Source organism: Lapillicoccus sp., assembly GCF_046595215.1.
Classification (GTDB): Bacteria; Actinomycetota; Actinomycetes; order Actinomycetales; family Dermatophilaceae; genus Lapillicoccus.
Genome location: NZ_JBKJPP010000008.1, coordinates 1 through 3,002, shown reverse-complemented (window position 1 = coordinate 3,002; position 3,002 = coordinate 1). Strand labels below are relative to the sequence as shown.

2 protein-coding genes are annotated in these 3,002 nt (G+C 71.6%); one reads left to right on the top strand and one right to left on the bottom strand.

Features of this window, described 5'->3' with window-relative positions; genetic code table 11:
* Nucleotides 1-790 (bottom strand): IS110 family transposase (locus tag ACLL9L_RS00570; RefSeq protein ID WP_411282695.1); only part of this gene is annotated, 790 nt, incomplete at its 3' end.
* Nucleotides 791-1,059: 269 nt separating this feature from the next.
* Between ACLL9L_RS00570 and ACLL9L_RS00565 the strand changes: the two genes are divergently transcribed.
* A complete protein-coding gene (locus ACLL9L_RS00565) occupies nucleotides 1,060-2,616 on the top strand; it encodes an acetolactate synthase large subunit (RefSeq protein WP_411282694.1) in 1,557 nt (518 codons plus the stop codon).
* The last annotated feature ends 386 nt before the right edge of the window (nucleotides 2,617-3,002 follow it).

Genomic DNA, 3,002 nt, shown 5'->3' with positions numbered 1-3,002 from the left:
TGCCGGTCCAGGAGGCGAACCGGTTGCGGTCAGCGAAGCGGGTCACGTCACCGACGTCGGCCAGGATCCGGGCCGCCACCACCGGTCCGACGCCGTGGATGTCCATCAGGTGTGACCCGCGGGCCAGGACGATGGTCTTGAGCTCCGCGGTGGCCTTCTTGATCTTCGCGTCGACCGCGACCAGCTCCGCCAGCTCCTCGGCGGCGATCCGGCGCCGGGTCCTGCCGGCGATGTCACGAGGACGGACGCGAGCAGCGCCTTGGCCTGCAACGGGGTGATGTCCTTCCTTTGCCTGACCAAGCAACAGTTCAGCGAGCAGGGCTTGGAGCCGGTTGACGCTCTGGACCCGGCGGCGAGTCAGGGCCTCGCGGCGGTCGGTGAGCATCCGCAGCGCCTCGAGCTTCCCATCGACTTTCAGGACTCGCAGCCCCTCGGTGCGGACCGCCACGACGGCGGTCGAGTGCGCGTCGCGGGCGTCGGTCTTGCGGTTGTGCCCGGTGTCGAAGAGCCAGACCCGAGCCGCCAGTTTGGCCGGGACGTCGACGACCTGCTCGCCATCCTCGAGGAGCCGCTGGGCCAGCCGGCGCCATTGGAGCCCTCGACCGCCCAGACCCGCTCCGGCCAGGCCTTCGCGTAGGGCCGCATCGCCGTGTAGCCGGCCTGGTCGGTGCTGAACCCGACCCGAGCCGAGGAACCGCTCGCGCTCGTCAACGACCTCGATCGTCGCGGACAGCTTGTGGGGATCGACCCCGATGATGATCTGCGGCGTGATCTGCTGCGTCTGTTGCATGTGCTGCTCCCGCCTGTGCTGGTACCGATGTGGACGGCGAGGTGGGCAGTGCTGCTACGAGCAGGGCAGTCCCTTCTTGAGCCACGCCTCGTCAACGGTGACCGACGGGCCGCAGACCGAAAGAGAGCCACACCGATCACACTGGTGGGCAGCCGCGAGAAGAGCAGCCCGCCAGGCACCTGGAACCGAGTCTGGCCGGACACCGGTCCTGCCGACAATCGTCTAACAGCCGCGAGTCGACCACCCTCAAGCGGCAGTAGGTTGTCGGCATGAACGGCGCGCACGCCCTGATCCGGACCCTGGTCGACGCCGGAGTCGACATCTGCTTCGCCAACCCGGGGACGTCCGAGATGCACTTCGTCGCCGCCCTGGACGACGTGCCTGCCATGCGCGCCGTGCTGACCTTGTTCGAGGGGGTCGCCACGGGCGCCGCAGACGGGTACGGACGAATGGCGGGGCGGCCGGCCGCAACCCTGCTGCACCTCGGGCCAGGACTGGCCAACGGCATCGCGAACTTGCACAACGCCCGCCGGGCCAGGACCCCGCTGGTCAACATCGTCGGCGACCACGCGACGCACCACAAGCGTTTGGACGCTCCGTTGGAGTCCGATATCGACGCACTGGCGTCAGCGGTGTCCGGGTGGTTCCGTCGGTCGCTGACGACGAGCGACCTGGCCGCGGACGCTGCTGCCGCCGTGGCCGCGGCCCGCTCCGCGCCCGGGTTCGTCGCGACCCTGGTGCTGCCGGCCGACGTGTCCTGGGGCGAGGGCGGCCGTACGGCTGCACCGCAACGGCACCGGGCCCCCGCGCCGGTGCGCCCGGCCGTCGTCCGCGAGGTAGCCGAGGCCCTCACCGGCGCGGGGCCCCGCGTGCTGTTCCTCGGTGGCAACGCCCTGACCGAGCGCGGGCTGCTGGCCGCGGCCCGCGTGTCGGCATGCACAGGGGCACGCCTGCTGTGCGAGACGTTCCCCGCGCGGCTTCCCCGGGGCGCCGGCCTGCCCTTCGTCCAGCCATTGGCCTACCCCCCCGAACCGGCGCTGGCCGAGCTCGCCGGCACCCGTCACCTCGTGCTCGCCGGAGCGCGCGAGCCGGTCGCGTTCTTCGCCTACCCCGACCTGCCCGGCCACTTCGTCCCCGAGGGTTGCGAGGTGCACCTGCTGGCCGAGCCCGGTGAGGACGCCACCGAGGCGCTCTGCGCGCTCGCCGACGACCTCGCCGGTGATGCGATCCCCAGGGTGAGCGAGGACCGGCGCCCTCACCCCCCGACGGGGGCCCTGACGACCCGCACGCTCGCCGAGGCCCTCGGCGCGCTGCTGCCCCCGGGCGCGATCGTCGTGGACGAGGCTCTGACGTCCGGGGTCCACCTGGCCGCGGCGACCGCGGGTTGCCCACGGCACGACTGGCTGACGCTGACCGGCGGCGCCATCGGGCAGGGGCTACCGGTGGCGACCGGCGCGGCCATTGCCTGCCCGGGCCGACCTGTCATCTCGATCCAGGCCGAAGGCAGCGCGATGTACACCATCACCGCGCTGTGGACCCAGGCTCGTGAGCAACTGGACGTCACCACCGTCATCTGCAACAACGGGGCGTACGCCATCCTCGACGGTGAGCTCGAGCGGGTGGGTGCCGCCCGCGACGGGGTGCGCGCCCGGCGGCTGCTCGACCTGACCGGGCCCGCCCTGGACTTCGTCGCCTTGGCCACCGGCATGGGGGTGCCGGCCCGCCGGGCCGGCACCGCCGACGAGCTCGTAGACCACCTCCGGTGGGCCCTTGCCGAGCCGGGACCTCGCCTGATCGACGCCGTCCTGCAGTCGGCGACGCGGTGACGACACTGGGGGCGCTCTTCCCGCCCAAGCGATCGCCCGAGCGGCTGCGGTCGGCTCCGCGAGGCTGGCCGCACGTCGGCTCATTGTGCGGCCCATTGTTGTGCCTACGGGCCCCCAGCTGACCCCGGGTAGGTCCGGGACGAGTAAGACCCCCTTCCCGCGTCTCCGCAGGTCGGGGGCCCCATCGTCTGTCTCAACACAGCGTGCGCCCGGAGGGATTCGAACCCCCAACCTTCTGATCCGTAGGCAGGCTGGACACTTTTCGTCCTGTGCCGGGATCCGCTGAAAACGCCCTGACCTGCCAAGACGTCCCCGAGCCCTGTGCCGGGTCGACCGTCTGAACCGTCGTTTCCGTGCAGTTCCGCTGCATTTCCTGACGCATCCCT